This window comes from Nonomuraea cypriaca, from assembly GCF_015645445.1.
Classification (GTDB): Bacteria; Actinomycetota; Actinomycetes; order Streptosporangiales; family Streptosporangiaceae; genus Nonomuraea; species Nonomuraea cypriaca.
This window is the reverse complement of record NZ_JADOGI010000210.1, coordinates 1-17,947: the sequence shown is the minus strand read 5'-3', so window position 1 is coordinate 17,947 and position 17,947 is coordinate 1. Positions and strand designations below refer to the sequence as shown.

Sequence of the window (17,947 nt, the reverse complement as noted above, 5' to 3'; positions counted from 1 at the left end):
CAGAGGGGCGATGGGCCGCTAGCGGCGTTGCTAGACCTAGCAGGCGGGGTTGCTAGGTGTGCGGCCGGTTTGAGCGCCGTCTAGGGCGGTGTGGTGGCTGCTGCTCGTGGGCGCGGTGCGTGCCGGTTCGTGTCGCTGGTCGCTCGTCTGCTCGTTGCTGATCGGCGCGGGCGTCTGTGCGCCGCAGGCGTCTCAGACTTACGTACCTGTATTTGTACGTAGGGAGAGTTACTAACTACCTTCCCCCTTCCCCCTACCCCTACATCCCTTAGCCGAAGGGTTCGGGTAACCCTTACCGTTATCGTCCTGTGATCACGGTTGAGCTGGAGAAACGGCGCGCAGACACGACGACGCCCCGCACCCTCGGCGAGGGGTGCGGGGCGACGAATCGACACGTCAGGCGATCGACCTACAGCGGCGCTGCTCGATCGGGCGCGGGATGCCCGCCCAGTCGCGATAGACGCGCACGAGCCGCACGGGCGGGTAGAGCTCCGCGTCGCCGTCCGGGCCTGGCCACGTCACGATCACGAACGGGTCGCCGGTGTCTGAGCGGCCGAAGCCGGTCACGCGGCCAACGCGCGTGCGCTGGTGCGGCACTCGATCGATCACGCCGGCGCGCGTGGCCACGTGGTCGCCGAGCTGGAAGCCGTACAAGGAGTGAACCTCCTGGGTGCTGGTTGAGGGGTGGCCCCGGCCGAGTAGCGGCGGCAGGGGCCGATTGGTGGTTGCGGCTGGTCGGTGGCGACTACGCCTCGCCGCGCAAGACGCGGAGGAGGTAGTGCCAATAGGGGTCGGTGTCGTGCGTGATCTGGAGTTGCGCGTACGCACGCGCCTGGCGCTCGGTGCCGGGGTAGCGGACCTGGCGGACGAACACGCCGTCGCGGTAGAGGTTCACGCGCTGGATTGCGACACCGGGCTTTACGCGTTCGGCCGGGATCTCGTTGGGGATGTTGTGGCTGGTCATGGTCCTGTCTCCTGTCAAACCTCGTTGGCTGATGCGACAACGTTAGGAGGGGGCCAGGAAGGGTGTCAACTCATACGACAAGGTTTGTCCGGAGCGGCATCACCCCAGGCCAGGCACACAAAAAAGCGCTGGACGCCCCGCCCAACGGCGAGACGCCCAGCGCCCGAACAACGACCCGCAGCGACCCTACCCAGCCGCCGCCCGAACCCGGCGTCGCTCGCTCACCAGCCGCACCACATCGGCACGCGCAAACCCCCGCCGGTTCGCGCCATCCCCGGAATCGAGCTGCCCCCAGACCTGCCCAACCTGCACCCCGAATGGACGCAGCGCCGCCGTCATCGCCGCCGTCCGCTCGGCGTCATCCAAGCCCGACCACTGCCCGTAGACGCTCGGCCGCAACTCGGCCAACCGGGCAGCAACCCGGCTGTTCCAAATCTTCTCCTCCTCCGGGCCGACCACGGCGAGCACGTCGGCGAGCAGGTCATGCTCGATGGCCGGCGCGGGCTGCTCGCCGATCGCGTGGCCCGAGAGCGTGCCCGCCTGCTCGCGCAGCTCACGCGCCCTCTTAGCGATCTGGTCGCTCGTCTTGGCGTCGAGATAGGCGGCCTTGGCCAGCAGGGGATCGTCAGCGAGCCCCACCGTCCAAGAGATGCCCTTGTCGTTCCTGGTGAACAGCGACGGGCGGATGCCGGACTTGTGCGCGCCCGTGCCGAGGATCATGTCGGTCTCGACCTGTCCCATCACGCGCAGGCAGATGCGGATACCGGCGTTCGCGCTGATCCCCGTGGGCAGGCTCTTGCGATCGGGGCGCTGCGTGGCCAGGAGCATGATGATGCCGAGCGCCGGGCCGCGCTTGATGATCGCCGTCGCGAGCTTGGCCGCCTCGGGGCCGAACTCCTCGTGGGCGAACAGCTCCTGACACTCGTCAATCGCGAGCACGAGCGGGTGCAGGCCCAGGGCGCGCGTGTCGGCGAGCTGGCGCGTCACCTTGAACTCGGGGCACAGGTCCGCCGGCAGATCGTTGATCACCTCGGCGCGGCGCTCCAGCTCGGCGAACACCTCGCGCAGGTCGGCCAGCGCGCGGGCAAGAACCTCCTCGCTCGCGCCGCTGCCGTACCGGTGCGCGACCTGCTCCAGGCTCTTGAGGTCGCCCGTGCCCTTCAGCTCCCACAGCCGCAGCTCGGCCGAGGGATCGAGCGCGCACGCCATCAGCAGCACGCGCAGCGCGAACGTCTTGCCGTAGCGCGGCATGCTCGCGATCAGCGCGTTACCGAACATCAGCTCAACCGGAATCCAACGCCCGCGGTTGTCCGTGCCGTACGGGAACGCCTGGAACAGGTCGGCGCGCCCGGCCTTGAGCAGCGGCCACGCGGGCTGTGCCTGCTTGCGCATCTCCTCGTGACCGACCCAGAGCACCAGGCGGCCGGGGTGCGCCTCCGAGACGGGCTCGGGCCACACCGCGCCGAGGGGGCGCCGCAACGCCGACGCGAGCCGGTTGCGAACCTCCATCACGTCGGCCGCCGTCACGCCGAACGGCAGGTTGACGTCGGCCCGCCAGCCCGGCCCGTCCTCGCGAATCGGGGCGATGAACTCGATCTCGTGCTTGGCGGCGGCCTTGGCCAGCTCGGCGATGCCGATCGCGCCAAGAGCGCGCTCGACCACATCCGAGGTGAGCCGCTGCACGCGCGCCGGCATCACCGGCCGGTCGAACACCTGCTTGTCGCGCGGCGTGCCGTACTTGCCGAGCAGGGCGAGCACCGCCGCGAGCGAGCCCCACTGCGCCCAGCCGGGGGCGGCCACGTTGACGAGCAGCCCGCCGACGACCGCGACGAGCGCCGCGATGCCGACCTGGATCAGGCGGCCACGCACGCGCGTCTTGTGCTCGCGTGCGACCAGCAGATATTCGCCAGTCGCGTTGCGCTGGATCGTCCCCGCCCGCAGCGGGGCCGTCTCGACGTCGCGCACCCAGCGGGCCACGTCGCGCACGAGCCAGGCCAGGCCGCGCGGGGAGCGACGCAGCAGGCGGCCGGCGTAGGCGGGCACGCGCAGCGTGTGATACGCGCACACGTAGCCGGCGTGCTCGGCCTCCCAGCGCAGCCGCTCGGCCGCAGCCTCGCGCGAGCGCAGCCACATGGGGATCACGGGCGGGCGGTCGGTGCGCAGGTCGCGCAGGACGGCGAGCCGGTGCGTGGTCGGCACGCTGGCGGCCTGGTCGACGAGCACGCGCCCCTCAAGCACCTCGGCGGCCTGCTCGTCGTCGGGCAAAACCTCGAGGTTTCCCCCCTCGTCTGGTAGGGAATCCTCGAGTTTTTCGGCCACCGCCTCGGCGGCCGGTGCGGGCAGCTCCTCCACCCTCGGGAGGCGGAGCGGCATCACGACGCCCTCGATCGCGTTCTCGGTCGGCTCGTCGATAGGCAGCGCGCTCACTTCACAACCTCCAGCGTCAGCGTGTTACGGCGGGCCTGGGCGTCGGCCCACAGGGTCTCGATCCACGCGGCCAACCAGTCGGCGGCCTTGGCCGCGCCGAGGGCGGCCGCGCGGGTGATCCGGATCAGGTCGGCGAGCACGTACAGCAGCACCACGGCGAGGGCGACGAGCGCGCCCAGCGCGCATCGGGCGAACCCGGCGGCGCGGACGGTGGTGACGATCTCGCCGGCACGGCGCGCCTCGGTCGGCGCGGTCGGACGGAACGACGCGAGAGCGAGCACGGCGGCGGACATGAGCCAGGCGAGCAAGGTGGTCATCACACGCCCTCCTGGCCGTTGTCGGTGACGGTTTCGCGGGAGCCGTTGGAAGCGGTCACGAGCTGGTCGGCCAACCACGCCCCGGCGGGGTATTCGGCGGCGTCGTCGGGGTGCGCCTGTGACGGGAGCAGAACGCCCGCCGGGAGGGTGTCGGGGACCGTCACGGCCGGGTGCTCGACGGCGGTCTCGTGGGCGCTCTCGGCGGGCTCGGCGGGGGCGCCCTCGTGACGGTTCTCGACCGTCTCGGCGACCGTCACAGAATCGGCAGTTTCCGCAGGTCGGCGCGCGTCGGTGGGCTGCTCGTCGACGGGCTGCTCGGCCGGGGCCGCGTGACGGTTCTCGGCGGGCTCGTGGGGCTGCTCGGAGACCGTCACAAGCGGGTCGCTCGCGCCGGTGTGCGCGGGCTCGTCGACGGGCTGCTCGACGGCGCTCTCGTGACGGTTCTCGGCGGGCTCGCCGGCGGCGTCCGAGACCGTCACGGCCGGGGGCTCGACGGGCTGCTCGTCGGCGGCCAGCGCGAGGGCCTGCTGTGACGATTCGATGATCTCTCGCGCGGCGTTCAACTCGATCCCGAAACGGCGCGCCAGGAGGCGCTGCCCGAGCGCTCGGCCGGGCGTCGCCAGGCTGTGCTCGTACGCGATGCGGGCGGCGTCCAAGGCGTCGGCCGGGACGATCGTCACGGGCACCTCGACGCGCTGCTCGACGACGCGCTCGACCGTCCGCTCGACGGGCATGGGGACCTCGACGCGCCGCTCGATCTCGACGACGCGCTCGACCTCGGTCGGCTCGGGGCAGACGTGCAACTCGGTCGGCTCGACGACGGCGGGGGCGGCGGTGACGCGCACAAGGCGGATCAGCCGCATCAGCAGCTCGTACGAGCCCAGGAACGCGACCGGCGCGAGAGCGGCTAGCAGGGCGGAACCCGTGCCGCGTGTGGAGCCGTGAACGACGTTGACGACGACCGCGACGATCACGCCGAACGCGAGGCAGGCCCAGGCGAGGAACGGCGTTCGGATGGTGCGGCGCGAGCAGTAGAGCTTGACCAAGCTCGCCATGATGATCATGCCCTCGGCGGCGGCCGGGTACAGGAATGCCTCGGACGGGTTTTCGCCGAGCTTGATCGCGAGGTCTACAAAGTGGCGGAAGCTGATGTATCCGGCGGCGGCGGCCACGCCGAGCGTGACGATCACGGCGACGGCCAAGACGGCTCTGTCACCGGCCTTGGAGAACCGGGCGCGCTCGATTGGTGCGAGCTGGCCGGCGGGGGTGGCGCGCTTGTTTGAGCGCGTGAAAGGGTTGCGCATGGTGCGTCTCTCCTGGTCTTGTCAGGGGATCGTGCTGCGGGGCTGGCGTCTGGATCGCTGGCCCCGCTTTTGCTTTGTGGGCGCACGCTGGGGAGGCGTGCGCGGTGTTGCGGTGGGGTGTGTGCGCGAGCGGTGTGTGCCTGGGCTCCTCCAAACGTTGTTGCAATTAGCGACAAGGTATCAAGGATTGGGCGCGGCGTCTAGCAAGCTGTGTCATCAGCTTGCTCATCCGCTGGTCGGGGGGCAATTTCCACCTGTCCTGTGGCCGCATTTAGCCCCCATAGCCCACGGCGATCCGCCAAGATTGGGGCTATGGCAGTCCGCCGTACCACCCTCCAGACCGAGGTCTACAAGCTGGGCGCTATCCGGCTGTACCGGGAAGACCTGATCGCCATCGCGAAAGCCGTAGCAGAACTCGGCAAACTACGCATCGAGGCCGACGAATCCATAGCAGATCATCCGGATGACTTCGACCAACTGCCAGGGGAGATCACCAAGCTGCGAATCATTGCCAAGAAAGCCGATTCGAAAACCGAGATCGTCGTTCGGCTTACTCCCGATGAGGCTACGGTTACCGTCACTGAGCCCAATACCGTGGCCAACGGCATTCGCATAGCTATTCAGGACAGATGTCGCCCACGGCTGCGGCTGCGGCTGCTACACCGACGCCCTCCTGCGACCCCAAGGTCTGAAATCTCCGTCGGGTGGTGGACCAGAAATATGGCTCTGAACATTGGCGCTGTGTCGCTGCTCCTCGCGGGGCTCATAGGGCTTGTGGGTGTGATCTACGTAGCTCTGGCACCCACGCCTGATGCAACTGAGTTAGCGAACGCGCTGAGGCGAAGCGAAAAAAGCGATGTGTGGTTAGTGCCCGCAGTGATAGGGCCTATATTTCTGCTCCCAGTAATCGCTGTTGTGTCGGCTAAGAGGAAGCGCGGTGCGATCTTGGTAAACGCTTTGAAGGCCGATCGCCCCAGCTATTGGCAGCGTAAGCGAGATGACATATGGCTTAATGTCGCGTCGTTTGGGACGGGTGCCTTCACTAGCTGGTTGATCGGCTGGCTGACCGAAAAATAGTAATCAGCCCGGCCGGACACGACGACGGCCCCCGGCGGTGTGCCGGGGGCCGTCGTCGTGTCCAATCAATAGAGCCCGAGCATGCTGGGCGGCAGCTCGTCGGGCACCGACCCGCGATCGCCTGGGCAGCGAGGCGCGCGCACGTCAACCACCGTCACGCACCATCCCTGCTGTATCAGCTCTCCGATCTGGTCCTTGACCCACGCCTCGGTGTCCCCGCCGTACTTGTTCGCCTGGTTGGCAAGCCAACCGAGGCGCGTGCGCACTGCGCCGCCGCTCATGGTGTCCCAGGAGAGCACGAGCTGCTCGTCCGTCTGCTCGCGGCGCAGGCACACCCGATATTGCGTCAGTGGCAGATCTGGGACGCTCTTGACGAGCAGCTCGATCATGCGTTCCATGCCTGATCCCTTTCGTAGAGGGTGGCCCAGGCCGTGTGTCCGCCGTCGCCGCCCACGCAGCCGAACTCGTCGGACGGGATCGAGACGGCCCGCATCACGTTGTCGCGCTCTTTCCCGCTGGGATCAGCGACTTGCACCCGCACGCCCTTGCGCACGCGGATCACGTCGACGGCGATCTGCGCGCCGGCGTTGATCGAGTGCAATGCGCTCTCGACCAGCTCGCGCGCAAGGGCGGCGGCCTGCCGGGCAACCGGCGGGCTGACGTGCTCCCCGATCTGGTCGCGCACCCAGCGCTCGGCCTCGGCTGCCGACTCTGGCCGCCCTGGAAATACCCGCTGGTCCATACGGGGGTCCTCATCTGATGACACAGCCTGTCTTGTGGTGGACTCAGCTTGATAGTTGTGTCCTCAGCCCGTCAAGGTGGACCCGTGAAATCCCAGCTCCTATATCGGCAAATCGCGGACGAGTTGCGCCGCCGGATCGAGGCGGGGGAGTGCCTGCCAGGTACGCGGCTGCCTTCGCGGCCCGAGATCATGCGCGAATGGGGCGTGTCCGACGCGGTGGCCAAGCAGGCGATCGGCGTGCTCATCTCGGAAGGGCTCGCCGTGGCGCGGCCGGGCGCTGGGACGTTCGTCACCGAGCGCCCGCCCGTGCGAAAGCTCGTGCGCGCCTGGTACGGGCGACGAGCTGGTGGGTCGCCGTTCCGGGCGAGCCTGGCTGAGCAGGGGCGCGAGGGCTCATGGTCGTACCGGTCTGAGACGACGTTCGCGCCGGCCTACGTGCGCGAGCGGTTGGGCCTGGGCGAGCCCGAGGGGCGTCGTCACGACGTTCTGTGTACGTCCTACGTGTTCACGTCCGATGGCCGCCCGGTGATGCTCTCGACCTCGTACGAGCCGCTCGATCTCACGCGCGGCACGGACATCGTTGTGCCCGAGGAGGGTCCGCACGGCGGGCGCGGAGTGTTTGAGCGCATGCTGGCGATCGGGGTCGTGATCGACCGTTGGGATGAGACGGTCGGCGCGCGGCCGGGATCGATCGAGGAGTGCGACCAGCTCCAGATAGCGCGCGGCTCGGTCGTGCTCACGATCACGCGCACGTATGAGGCCGGCGAGCGGGTGGTCGAGATGGCCGAGATCGTGTTGCCGGCGGATCGGTTCCTGCTCGGCTACTCGGGGCCGATGCCGCTCGACGGGCTGGCGTCGGGGCTCTCGGGGGCGGGGAGAGGCTTGGGAGAGAACGGGGAGAAATGATCATGCATGGGGTGCGTTGATCTGCGCCCGTTTGCGTGCGTCTGGTGACGCATAGGGCTCCTGACCTGGGATATTGGCGATACTCCAGGTCGAGAGCCCTAGGGATACGTTGCTCGTAATGAAGGGGTCTGGGGTTCGAATCCCCAAGGCGGCTCCCATTTCAAAGGCCCTCCCGGATGGATCCGGGAGGGCCTTTGCGTGGCCGTACGGCAGCTTCGGGGGACCGTACTGGAAGTGTTGGAGTCGATTCGGCCCGGCAGATCGGGTAACCATCATCGATGAGTAACCTGATCGACCCAGAGCCGAACGTCCCTGACGCTCCTTCCCAGATCTGAGGACGCCGATGACCATGGAGAACGTCGATGAGGTCCGGTCGCACTGGTGGCCACGACAAGGCTGGCGGCCTGGCCGCCTGATCCACACCTGGCACCTGACGTTCGAGCACGCGCCACAACTGCACCAGCTTGCCGAGCGCTACCAAACGGCTCTCGCCTCGATCGATGGACATAACCCGATCCCGGCCCAGTGGCTGCACCTCACTGTGCAGTCGGTGGGGTTCGTCGACGAGGTGACCGAGGAACGGCTCGACCAGGTCACCAAGGCGGTAGCCGTACGCCTGGGGCAACTCCACTCCGTTGAGCTGACCTTTCACAGGCCTGTAGTCATCGGCGAGGCAGTGGTCTTGGGTCCAGCCCCAGCAGAACCGTTGCACCAGATCTGGAACGAGATCAGGAACGGCATAGCCGACGTCACCGGAAACGCGCCGACAGCAGCCGAGCAGGCCAAGGGGTTCCACCCACACGTGAGCCTGACCTATTTCAACACGCCAGGACCGGCCGAGCCCTACATTGACGCCCTGGATACGGTCCAGGCCGACGCGGTGAGCATCCAGGTGGATCAGGTGGCGCTGATCGTGCAGAACCGGGTCCTGGAGCCCGAGTGGGTCTACCGCTGGAACACCCGTACGACAGCGCCCCTCCGGGGGCGTTGACAGCAGGTCAACCGGCAGGACGGCGGCCACAAGATCGGGCGTGGTTACAACCTTCTATACGGTTTAAGCCGCCGCCCGATAGGCGGCGGAACTCGTGTGAGCAAGTGTCAATTGTGGAGTCTGTGGTTGACTGGCGCGGTGATCAGGTTGCGTCAGGCGCGGGAGATGGTGAAAAACCGGTGGCCGACGCTGGTCCTCATCGTCCTGACGATCGTCTCATCCACAGGATGCGGGCTCTTGGGTGTGGTCGCCGGTGGCGAGCTGTGTCACAAACGGGCGGATTATGAGAACGCCCTTGTTCGAAAGGTATTGAGCCCCGTTCTCACTCAGACGGGACTTGCTGGGGCCATGGAGGACATGAACGACTGCGATTCCTCTACACACGGGTCGTATGTGTCCGTCCATATTGAGGATGTGAAGGCGAAGAACGTCTTGGCCGCCTTCGTGAAGGCGGGGTGGGCCGGCGGGCCGGCCTCCGAACGTAGTCGTGACTGCGCTGCGGGGTGCGAGGCATATGACCTGACCAAGACATTCGGGAAGCGGGTCGTCGGCGTGTCCCTTGAGGGCCCACTCGAGTACGGGACGGACGTGGTCATCCTGGCCTCGGCGGCCGACGAGTGCTGGGATGCCAACGGCTACAGATGCCTCAACGGCTAAGGAACGAGCTCACGCGCCGGCCGGGGGTCAGGCCGGTGGAATCCGTACGTTCGAGTAGTGCGGTCGGGTGAACGGGTAGTCCTCGGTGACCCAACGCTGCAGGGCCTCCTCGGTGACCGGACCGGTCGGCCACGTGCCGCCGCGGGTCTCGCGGATCAGGTCGAGGCTCGCGTTGATGCCGCGCACGTCGGCGACGAGGTCGTCGCGGGTGATCGCGTGGGCGGTGACGTCGTCGTACCGCAGCAGGCGGGGCGCGTCGAAGCCCGACGGCAGTGCGAGCTTCTTCGCGTACCCGCTCAGATCAGTCATCGGCGCACCCGATAGCGCAGGTGGAGCACCCGGTTGCCCTGGATCACCACGTCAGGATCCTCCAACAGGTGCTGCGCGTGGACCGACCCGAAGTAGCGCTTGCCGGACCCGAACACGACGGGTACGACGTCCATGCGCACCTCGTCGATCAGGCCCGCGGCAAGCACCTGGCCACCGACGTCGCCAGCGGCGACCTCGACCATGCGGTCACCCGCAAGCTCCTGCGCCTTGGCCACGGCTGCCTCGACGCTGTCGACGAAGTGAAACGGCGCCTCGGGGTCCCAGCCCTCGGGCATCGGCCGGTGCGACACGACGACCACGTGGTCGATGCCGCCCGGCGGCTTGCCGCCCCAGCCGTCCGTCAGGTCGAAGACGTGGCGGCCGACGATCGTGACTCCGATCTGGTCCCAGTACGCCCGGGTGTAGTCGTAGGACGTCTGCGACACCTTCATCTCGCCGCTCTCGTCCAACGGGACGTCACCGTTGGACAACCAGTCGAACAGCGGTCCGGGCTGGTCATTCTCGTCCGCGACGAAGCCGTCCACCGACACCGAGCTGTACATGACCACCTTGCCCACGGGGCTCTCCTCTGCTTTGGGGTGCCCCCAAATTAGCGTGTCGTGAGCTGTCACTCTTGTAAGAAATCAATCGGCCGGCAGCGGCCCGACGTCGAGCGCATGGCCCGGATGTTCGCGCAGGAACCGCCGCCGGACGTCGACGTACCGGGTCGGCGTGAGCCCCGTGAACTTCCGGAACTCGTGGCCGAAGTGGGCCTGGTCGAAGTAGCCGGCGGATCCGGCGAGGTCGACCCAGTCGACCGGTCCGGCGGGGTCGATCGCGAGCACGGTGGCGGCGAAGCGGTAGATGCGGGCGAGCCGCTTCGGCGTGACGCCGATGAGCTCCTTGAACCGCTGTGCCAGATGGGTGCTGCTGACGCCGGAGGCCACGCTCAGGTCGCGGATCGCCACCGCTCCCGTGGCCGCCGCGATGACGCTGCTCGTGTGGCGGACCAGCCCCAGGCCGGCGGTCTCGCGGAGCCGTCGCATCAGCTCGTCCTCGAGCAGCGTCAGCATCTCGTACGGCCCGGCCGCCGTGGCCAGCCGGTCTCGCAGCTCGGCAACGGTGGGGCGGCCCCAGACCTGCTCCACCGTCACCGGCCGGTCGCACAACTCGGCCGCGGGCATCGGCAGGAACGGCGCCGGCCCCCACGGCTTGAAGTGCACGCCGACTGACCGGGTCCCCGGTGGGTAGCCGAACTCGAAGGCGCGGGTGGGTGTGGTGACCACGCAGCCGTCGGCGTACTCGGCCGTTTCGAGGTCGGTGCCGGCGCGGATGCGGAACGGCGCCCCGAGGTTGAGGATGAGCACCGCCGACGGCATCGGCGGCAGCGTCAGCCTGGGGTACGGCGGCGCGCCCTCCAGGTAGTAGAGGTCGTCGATCAGCCCGTCCAGCGGCGGTCGCGGCACTCTGGACACGTACTCCACGCGTCACAGCATCGCCGATGCACGGGCGCGCCGCCAGGTCGTCGTACGCCGTCAGTCGCGGAACCGGGGTGCGGTGTTCGGCGCTCGCATGCTTACCTGGGCAGTCATCGTCCTGCCCCTCCTGCCCTCGGCTGGGGGCTGGTTCAGCGAGTCCCGCGCCTGACGTTCACCCCGACTTTCGTCAGGTCCGGAATGCCGCGACGGCGGGCAGGAAACCCGTCGATCTCGGCCGGTGACTCCCTTAATCTGATCGTATGGTCCATGCGAAGACGTCCTTCGTCTGCCTGCCTTGCCGGGCCTCGTACAAGCAGCCCTACCCCCGCCCTGGTCGCAACGAGCGCTCCTGCCCTCGCTGCGCCGAGCCGCTGGTCCATGTCGGTTCCGCCTTCGCGGCCCCGCCTCGAAGAGACATCGCCGCCTGGAGGGTGCTCTCTCTGTTGCTGCACGCGGGCGTCCGCTTCCACAAGAGTTGTTGTGGTGGACCTGGCTACCGCCCGCGTACGCTCAGCGAAGCACGCGCACGGATGGCATACGCTCGCGCGACCGGGGAGCCGTTCGCCAAGGCATTGGTACGCCAGGAACTGCCTTGATGGCTCGGGATCAGGGGTACATCAGGTCGAGGGCCTTGTCGATCGGGAAGCCGGTGAGCCGGTTGCCGTCGCGTCCGGAGACGGTGTCGGCTTGGCAGAGGGCGTTGAGCGCGGCCTCTTCCGATGCTTCGGCGACGGCGTCGAAGATGAGGTCGAACGGTGACCCATGGGTCCAGAACTGTCCTTCGACCATCACCTCGATGGGGATGATGCCGTCGGTGGCTTCGCGCGGGATGCGGTGCGCGGTGGAGAACGCCAGGAAGATCTCCCCGGACCCGTCGTTGCCGACGCTGCCGGTGCGTCCGAGCCCGATGTCGACTCGCCGGGCCAGGCGCCGCAGCTGTGCGGGGTGCAGGGGAAGGTCGGTGGCCACGACCGCGATGCAGGAGCCTTCCTTGTGGTGCGAGGGCATGTCATCGGTCAGCTGCTGTCCCAGCCGGTTGCCGGCGATCTGCAGCTGGGAGCGGGTTCCGTAGTTGGTGTTGAGTAGCACGCCGATGGTGAACGTGCGGGAGCCGATCTGGATCACTCGGGAGGCAGTGCCGATGCCTCCCTTGAAGTCGAACATCTGGGTGCCGGTGCCGGCTCCTACGGCGCCTTCTTCGACGGGTCCGTCCACTGCCGAATCCAGCGCCGCCATGACGTGCTCGGCAGTGAGGGTGGTGGACCGGTTGTCGTTGAGGAAGCCGTCGTCGCATTCGGCCACGATGGGCATGAGCACGTCGTCGGTTCCGACGGAAGGGTCACGTTCGGTCATGTACCGTACGGACGCGTCGTAGGCGATACCGAGGTTGGCCGTGTCGCACAGCACGATGGGGGCTCCCATCAGGCCCCACTCGTGCAGGACGATGTCGCTGGTCATGATGCCGTAGCCATTGAAGACGCTGGTGGCCGCGTAGACCCGCTCGCGGAAGGGGTTTCCCTCATGCGGCCAGATGGCGGTGGCGCCGGTGCGGGCGATGACTCCGTCGTCGTTCCAGACCGTCGCCTGGCCGACCCTGACACCGGCGACGTCGGTGATGGCGTTGAGTGGGCCGGGTCGGAGAACCCCGACGGGGAACCCGAGATCGCGAGCGCGGCCGCGGCCTGCAGGTCTGCTCATGTGCGCTGCTCCAGGATGGTCTCTTCGGCGATGGTGTGGGGTACCCAGCGTTCTTGCCGCGATCGGTGCAGAAAGACGTAGTAGTAGACCAGCCCGACGGCGAAGAGGATGGCTACGATCCAGATGTCGCGAGCGGTCTGCTGGGTGATGGCGATGATGATCCCGACGAGGACCAGCACGGGGGGCAGCGGCCACAGCGGCATTCGGGAGGGACGCTCGGCGCCCTTGTCACGAATGCGGCTCACCAGGGCGGCGACGGCGACAAGGCCGTACAGCGCGATGATCAGAACCGCGGTGAAGGTGACGGCCGTGACCAGGTCGGAGGCGAAGCACAGGACCGTGGCGACGCCACCGGTCAGCAGAGTGGCGACCCAGGGAGAGCGGAAGGTGGGATGCACCCGGCTCAGGGCATGGTTGACCGGTGTCGGCCACGCCTTGTCCCTGGCGCTGGACCACAGGATCCGGGAGAACTGCAGCGTGATGGCCAGGATCGCGTTGATCACGGCGAAGAGCGCCCCCACGATGATGATGTTCTTGGCGGTGTCACCCCAGAGGGTTCCCACGAGGTCGGTAAGGGGTGTCGCGCTTGAGAGGTAGGCGTTGAGGTTCTGCGCCCCGAACAGTCCGCCGACGAAGGGGACCAGCTCCAGGACGATTCCGGCCGCAGCGGCGATCACCACGGCCTTGCCGATGTTGCTTGGGGCGCCTCGGGTTTCTTCGGAGAAGTTGATGGCGCTGTCGTAGCCGTTGACCGAGAACATCGTGATGGCCAGGGCGGCGACGACCACGCCCGCCCCCACAGAGGTCAGCGTGGCTCCGTCGGCGATGACGGGGGCGAACAAGATGGACAGGGGCTGGTTCCAGTTCAGGAAGCCGGCCACGCTCAGGACGCCGATGACGATGACCTCGATCGCCAGGAACACGGCGACGAGGACCGCGCCCACATGGATCCGCAGTACCGCCAGCAGGGTCACGACGGCCATGGCGATCGCGGAGGACAGGTTGATCGGGATGGAGTCGTGGAGGGCGTGCAGATAGGTGCCCACGCCGAGGGCGATGCTGGCGGGGAGGAAGACTCCCTGGGCGATGTAGTCGATCAGTGCGAGGAATCCCAGCGGACGGCCGAGCACCCGGTGGACGATGGAGTACAGCCCACCGGCGACCGGATACATCGAACCGAGTTCGCCCATGCACAGGGCGACACAGATGGCCAGGAAACACCCCACCAGGTATGCCCAGAACGATGCCGTGCCGGCCAGGCCCAGGACGACGGGCGCGATGATGAGCAGTGAAGCCATGGGCGTGATGTCGCTGACGGCCAACGCCACAACACCTCGGACGCTCAGCCCTCTGTGGAGGGTGGCCTGGGAGGGATCCGGTTGGTCAGTTGGCGGTGTTTCGGTCGTCATAGATCCTCCCTACGGACGGATGGCCGCAGCTTAAAGAGAATCAGCACAAATAGAAAGATTCTGGTTGGAAGATCTACTTCCACACAGATCAGGACGCCCCACATGCGATCGGCCGAGTAGACCGCCGGCGCTTTCTCGCACAGCGCACGACCACCGGATGATCACCGCGCCTGACCACTGAGGATCCGCGACCACAGGTCCCGCGCGGTGTGAGCGGACATCCACGTACTTTCCAGGATGTTCGCAGGGTCCTCATTCGGGTGGTGCCGGACGAACCACAGGCCGGCGGCCGTGCAGAACTCGAATATCGGGTACGAGCATGCGCACGTATGATCACGGACCCGCAGTCGAGTGACGCGGTCCTGGGGTTCTGCTCATTCCACCCGAACGGCCTGGGCGTGCTGGGCGGCAACGTGCCTGGCCGGTCCGGGTCAGAGCAGCCCGTCGACCAGCGCCTCGACCACCTTGTCGGTGGGGGTGCCGGGGTCGATCGAGACGGTGAGCCGGTCGAACAGCAGTCCGTCGACGGCGTAGTGGAACAGCGCGATCTCCGCCGGCCCGCCGGGCAGGCCGGCGGCCTTGTTGTAGGCGACGTCGCCGTGGAAGCCCTCCAGGAGGACGCCCCGCATCAGTTCCGCGACCTCGGGGCGCCGCGCCGCCTCCAGCCGCAGCTCGAACCACGCCAGCGTGACCTCCGGGTGGGCGCTCAGCCGGCGCACGATGTCGCGCAGGTGGCGGCCGAACGACGCGCGGTCGGGCGGGTGGGAGGCGAGCTCGGCGAGCACCTCCGGGTCCGGGGCCAAGCGTTCGATGATCCGGGCGACCAGGCCCTCGAGCAGGTCGGCGCGGGAGCGGAAGTAGTTGGACGTGGTGCCGGTCGGGGCGCCGCATTCGGCGTCGACGGCGCGATGGGTGAGACCGCGGGAGCCCTCGCGCGCCAGCACCGCGATCCCGGCGTCCGCCAGCTCCGCCCGTCGTCCTGCGTTGCGTGCCACGGCATCGAGGGTAGCGCAACCACGACTGGTGTAGTACATTTCTCGCAATCACTACATCTGCTGTGGATGGAGATCGGAATGCGAGAGCTCACCTACTACGTCGCGGTCTCGCTCGACGGCCGGATCTCGGCCCCGGGTGACGACTTCTCGGCGTTCCCGGTCGAGGGTGACCACATCGAGATGATCAAACGGGATTACCGCGACACCCTGCCGGAGGTGGGGCTGCGGATGCTCGGCCTCACCGCCGACGGGTCGCGGTTCGACACGACGCTGATGGGCTGGAACACCTACGCCGCGGGCTTCGAGCACACCCGCGACCCGTACCCGCACACCCGTCAGTACGTCTTCTCGCGGACCCGCGGTCCGGGCGACGTCCCCGGCGGCATCACGCTCACCGGCCAGGATCCGGTGGACGTCGTCCGGCGGCTCAAGAAGGAGGAGGGCACCGGCATCTGGCTCTGTGGCGGCGGCCTGCTCGCCAGTGCCCTCGTCGACGAGATCGACAGGCTGGTGCTCAAGGTCAACCCGGTCGTGCTCCAGGAGGGACCCGCGCTCTTCGCCGCTCCCTACGCCCCCCACACCTTCCGCCTCGAGCGCAGCACGCCGTACCGGAGCGGCGTCGTGATCAACGAGTACGTGCGCGACTGCTGACGCCAAGAGCGCGATGTCTCTACGGGAGCAGGAGCCCCCAGTAGAGGGCCCAGGGGATGAACACCGCCCCGCCTGCCAGCAGGAGGCCGAGCCGTACGCGCTCACCACGTTCGACGGGGCCGCGCGCACGCCGCCACGCCACGGCGGTGAGGACCGTGGACACCACGGCCGTGACCGCGACCGCCTGGAGCGCCAGCCAGATCACCGGGCGGTCGCCCAGCAGCGGTCCGGGAGAAGCCAGCTTGCCTCCGCTCATGACGACGGAGAACAGGTACGCGAATCCGCCCAGCACCGCCGCGAGCCCGCCTCCGCTGACCCCCCGGGCGGCGCGGCTGACCGGCGCCCGCGACCTGCCCCGAAGCCGCCGTACCACCGCCACTGCCGGATACGCCGCGAACGCCATCGCGAACAGCACCAGGGCCGCGGTCTGAACCGTCGCCGACTCCCACCAGGCCGGTGGCTCGACCGATCTGGTGAGCGAGTCCTGAACGGGGGCGGGGCCAGAAGTCTGGGCGGTGGGCGCTTCGCCGTTCGTCACGTCGCGGACCCAGGTTCCGACCAGATCGGCGTATCCGGGGGCAAGTTCGGGCAGTCGCGTGACGCCGCCGTCGGGGGTCTGGTGGGCGGCGTGGTCTGCGCCGGCGAAGAAGTGGAAGGTGTTGTGCCGGTTCCCGCCCCGCTCCAGGGCCGCGGCGAAGATCTGCGGGCTTTCCCGGGGTGGTGTCAGCAGGTCGTGCGTGCCCCAGATGCCGAGCACGGGCTGCCGTACCGCCGCGATGGTCGGCGCGGGGTCGTAGTACGGCTCGGGGAACATGCCGCCGTCGGCGAGCGCCCGGTACAGGTTGTGCTCGGCCAGGTCCACCAGCGAGCCCGAGACGCCCGCCTTGCGCAGCCCGGCGGCCACCGCCCAGGTCTGCTGCCGCAGCGGCGACTGCCCGTTGGCGCCGACGAGCACGACGAAGGCGATGTCCCGCGAACGGGCCGCCGCGATGGGAGCCACCCATCCGCCCTCGCTTAGCCCCCAGATGCCGACCTTCGCCGGATCGACGCCCCGCTGCGCCCGGAGCGCGGCGACGGCTCCGAGCGCGTCGTCGGCGAGTTGGGAGTAGGACCGTTCGAAGAGCGAGTACCCCTGGGACCGCTTGTCGTAGATCAGCACGGACATGCCCCTGCGGGCGAACTCGACGGCCTCGCCCATCAACTGGGTGCGCGGAGTGCCCGTGCCGGCGCCGTGCACGAGCACCATCCCCGGGCGCGCCGGTCCCGCTCCGGCGGGCGACAGGACCGTGCCATGCAGTACGAGCCCGCCGTCGCCCGGGAAGCTCACCTCCCGCGCGGTCAGATCGGGCGGCACGTCAGGAGGCGGCGCGGCGGCGGCGGGCGTCGCGAGTAACCCCAGCGCGATGGCCATGGCGACGATCAGTCTTCTCATATGGCCGACAGTAGTCTGCAGAGAGTTGTCTGCAAAGGAAGGTCTGCAGATATCGTTCTGCCGGACGATAGGCTGCTCCTCATGAAGGATGACGAGCCGTCCCTGCTCGACCCGGCGAGACTCAAGGCCCTCGCCCATCCCATGCGGCGGCTCATGCTGCGCCACCTCAACGTGCACGGCCCCGCGACCTCCACCACCCTCGGCGACCTGCTCGGCGCCAAGACCGGCACCACCAGCTACCACCTGCGCCAGTTGGAGAAGCACGGCTTCATCGAAGAGATCCCCGAACGCTCCACCGGCCGCGAACGCTGGTGGCGCAGGTCGGAGGGACCCAAAGACCTGCGACTCCCCACGGCCGATCAACTCCCCGAGGAAGACCGTCCGGTGCTGGCCGAATTTCAGCGCATGGGCATGGACGAGGACCGGGAGCTCTTCGAACGGTTCCCCGCCGCCTACCATCGCGACCCCGACTGGGCCAAAGCCTCACGCGGCATGGGACGCATGACCAAGGAGGAGTTCGACGAGTTCTTCGAGGCGTACATCGCTCTGCTGCTCAAGTACAGCCGCTCGGCCGCTGTCTCTTATACAAA

Annotated in this window: 20 protein-coding genes; 6 read left to right on the top strand and 14 right to left on the bottom strand. The window is 68.1% G+C overall.

Translation table 11 applies throughout. The annotated features are described in order from the left end of the window. Positions 1-396: 396 nt before the first annotated feature. From ITP53_RS43555 to ITP53_RS43535, 5 genes are all read right to left on the bottom strand, one after another. Complete coding sequence (locus tag ITP53_RS43555) at positions 397-654, bottom strand: hypothetical protein (RefSeq protein WP_195901336.1); 258 nt, start codon at positions 652-654, stop codon at positions 397-399. 91 nt (positions 655-745) lie between these two features. Beyond that, positions 746-964, bottom strand: coding sequence for a hypothetical protein (locus ITP53_RS43550; protein WP_195901335.1), 219 nt, complete (start codon positions 962-964; stop codon positions 746-748). Positions 965-1,150: 186 nt separating this feature from the next. Then, positions 1,151-3,391, bottom strand: a complete 2,241-nt coding sequence (locus ITP53_RS43545) for an FtsK/SpoIIIE domain-containing protein (RefSeq protein WP_195901334.1) — start codon at positions 3,389-3,391, stop codon at positions 1,151-1,153. Next, positions 3,388-3,708, bottom strand: coding sequence for a hypothetical protein (locus ITP53_RS43540; protein ID WP_195901333.1), 321 nt, complete (start codon positions 3,706-3,708; stop codon positions 3,388-3,390). Before ITP53_RS43540 ends, ITP53_RS43545 begins: the two co-directional genes overlap by 4 nt. After that, positions 3,708-5,012: a DUF2637 domain-containing protein gene (locus ITP53_RS43535; RefSeq protein WP_195901332.1), complete on the bottom strand. Its 1,305-nt coding sequence runs from the start codon at positions 5,010-5,012 to the stop codon at positions 3,708-3,710. The genes ITP53_RS43540 and ITP53_RS43535 overlap by 1 nt, the downstream gene beginning before the upstream one ends. Positions 5,013-5,324: 312 nt before the next feature. On the opposite strand from ITP53_RS43535, the gene ITP53_RS43530 reads away from it, so the two are divergent. Beyond that, positions 5,325-6,089 carry a hypothetical protein gene (locus ITP53_RS43530; protein ID WP_195901331.1) on the top strand — a complete coding sequence of 255 codons (765 nt, stop codon included), beginning with the start codon at positions 5,325-5,327 and terminating at the stop codon, positions 6,087-6,089. A gap of 65 nt (positions 6,090-6,154) precedes the next feature. On the opposite strand, the gene ITP53_RS43525 is transcribed toward ITP53_RS43530, so the two are convergent. Further along, entirely contained in the window at positions 6,155-6,487 is a 333-nt protein-coding gene (locus ITP53_RS43525) for a hypothetical protein (protein ID WP_195901330.1), read from the bottom strand. Continuing rightward, positions 6,475-6,831 (bottom strand): hypothetical protein, encoded by a 357-nt coding sequence (locus tag ITP53_RS43520; protein ID WP_195901329.1) that lies wholly within the window; start codon positions 6,829-6,831, stop codon positions 6,475-6,477. The genes ITP53_RS43525 and ITP53_RS43520 overlap by 13 nt, the downstream gene beginning before the upstream one ends. 84 nt (positions 6,832-6,915) lie before the next feature. On the opposite strand from ITP53_RS43520, the gene ITP53_RS43515 reads away from it, so the two are divergent. From ITP53_RS43515 to ITP53_RS43505, 3 genes are all read left to right on the top strand, one after another. Beyond that, positions 6,916-7,737, top strand: coding sequence for a GntR family transcriptional regulator (locus ITP53_RS43515; RefSeq protein ID WP_328817674.1), 822 nt, complete (start codon positions 6,916-6,918; stop codon positions 7,735-7,737). A 349-nt stretch (positions 7,738-8,086) separates the two neighbouring features. Beyond that, positions 8,087-8,728 (top strand): 2'-5' RNA ligase family protein, encoded by a 642-nt coding sequence (locus tag ITP53_RS43510; RefSeq protein WP_195901328.1) that lies wholly within the window; start codon positions 8,087-8,089, stop codon positions 8,726-8,728. 138 nt (positions 8,729-8,866) lie between these two features. Further along, positions 8,867-9,385, top strand: a complete 519-nt coding sequence (locus ITP53_RS43505) for a hypothetical protein (protein ID WP_195901327.1) — start codon at positions 8,867-8,869, stop codon at positions 9,383-9,385. Between the two features lie 27 nt (positions 9,386-9,412). On the opposite strand, the gene ITP53_RS43500 is transcribed toward ITP53_RS43505, so the two are convergent. The 6 genes from ITP53_RS43500 to ITP53_RS43475 form a co-directional block, all read right to left on the bottom strand. Next, a complete protein-coding gene (locus ITP53_RS43500) occupies positions 9,413-9,694 on the bottom strand; it encodes a hypothetical protein (RefSeq protein ID WP_195901326.1) in 282 nt (93 codons plus the stop codon). Further along, positions 9,691-10,272 (bottom strand): dihydrofolate reductase family protein, encoded by a 582-nt coding sequence (locus tag ITP53_RS43495; RefSeq protein WP_195901325.1) that lies wholly within the window; start codon positions 10,270-10,272, stop codon positions 9,691-9,693. Before ITP53_RS43495 ends, ITP53_RS43500 begins: the two co-directional genes overlap by 4 nt. Before the next feature lie 66 nt (positions 10,273-10,338). Further along, complete coding sequence (locus ITP53_RS60700; protein WP_207757254.1) at positions 10,339-11,178, bottom strand: AraC family transcriptional regulator; 840 nt, start codon at positions 11,176-11,178, stop codon at positions 10,339-10,341. Between the two features lie 600 nt (positions 11,179-11,778). Next, positions 11,779-12,870, bottom strand: coding sequence for a P1 family peptidase (locus ITP53_RS43485; RefSeq protein WP_195901324.1), 1,092 nt, complete (start codon positions 12,868-12,870; stop codon positions 11,779-11,781). Beyond that, positions 12,867-14,279: an APC family permease gene (locus ITP53_RS43480; RefSeq protein ID WP_268961356.1), complete on the bottom strand. Its 1,413-nt coding sequence runs from the start codon at positions 14,277-14,279 to the stop codon at positions 12,867-12,869. Before ITP53_RS43480 ends, ITP53_RS43485 begins: the two co-directional genes overlap by 4 nt. A 431-nt stretch (positions 14,280-14,710) precedes the next feature. Further along, positions 14,711-15,274 (bottom strand): TetR/AcrR family transcriptional regulator, encoded by a 564-nt coding sequence (locus ITP53_RS43475; RefSeq protein ID WP_195901322.1) that lies wholly within the window; start codon positions 15,272-15,274, stop codon positions 14,711-14,713. A gap of 78 nt (positions 15,275-15,352) precedes the next feature. Between ITP53_RS43475 and ITP53_RS43470 the strand changes: the two genes are divergently transcribed. Further along, positions 15,353-15,925, top strand: coding sequence for a dihydrofolate reductase family protein (locus tag ITP53_RS43470; protein ID WP_195901321.1), 573 nt, complete (start codon positions 15,353-15,355; stop codon positions 15,923-15,925). A 19-nt stretch (positions 15,926-15,944) separates the two neighbouring features. On the opposite strand, the gene ITP53_RS43465 is transcribed toward ITP53_RS43470, so the two are convergent. Further along, complete coding sequence (locus ITP53_RS43465) at positions 15,945-17,357, bottom strand: alpha/beta hydrolase family protein (RefSeq protein ID WP_207757253.1); 1,413 nt, start codon at positions 17,355-17,357, stop codon at positions 15,945-15,947. 81 nt (positions 17,358-17,438) lie between these two features. Here ITP53_RS43465 and ITP53_RS43460 point away from each other — a divergent pair. Then, the coding region (locus ITP53_RS43460; RefSeq protein ID WP_195901320.1) for an ArsR/SmtB family transcription factor at positions 17,439-17,947 on the top strand (509 nt) is incomplete at its 3' end.